The organism is Bradyrhizobium sp. P2_E8 (assembly GCF_056403875.1).
Window position 1 is genome coordinate 1 of record NZ_JBFUES010001926.1, and the last position, 528, is coordinate 528.

The window sequence follows — 528 nt, forward strand, 5'->3', positions numbered from 1 at the left end:
CCTTCTCGCGGATCATCGCCATCGTCTCCTTCTGGTTCAGCGTCTCGTGCATCACGCGCAGGAGATCGTCGAACAGGACCTGGTGCCGCCCCTCCGCGACGAAGCCGCGCAATGTGCCGGCCGCGAGTGGCGCAAGGTCGATCGCCTGGAGCTGCGAGGACATGCGGCGGATGATGAAGGTCATCAGGCCCGAGCTTTCGGTCGCGGAGAAGGCCTCCGGCAGCAAGCGCAGCGCGAAGCGCGCGAGATCATCACTGCGCTTGCGGTCGCGCAGCCAGTCGGCAACGAAGGAGCCGAAATCGATCTCGTTCAGCTTGGCCTCGACGGGCCCGGCCTCGAGGAAATGCACCTGGATGAATTCGCCGAGCTTGTCGGCGATGCGGGCCTGGTTGCTCTGGATGATCGCGGTATGCGGGATCGGCAGGCCGAGCGGCCGCTTGAACAGCGCGACCACGGCATACCAGTCGGCGAGCCCGCCGATGGTCGCGGCTTCCGCGAAGGCCGCGATGAAGCCGAACACGGGATGCA

Annotated in this window: 1 protein-coding gene; it reads right to left on the minus strand. The window is 66.1% G+C overall.

What is annotated here, in order from left to right; genetic code table 11:
- Positions 1–528: DUF445 family protein (locus AC1D00_RS44745; RefSeq protein ID WP_477015166.1), on the minus strand; the 528-nt coding region annotated here is incomplete at both ends.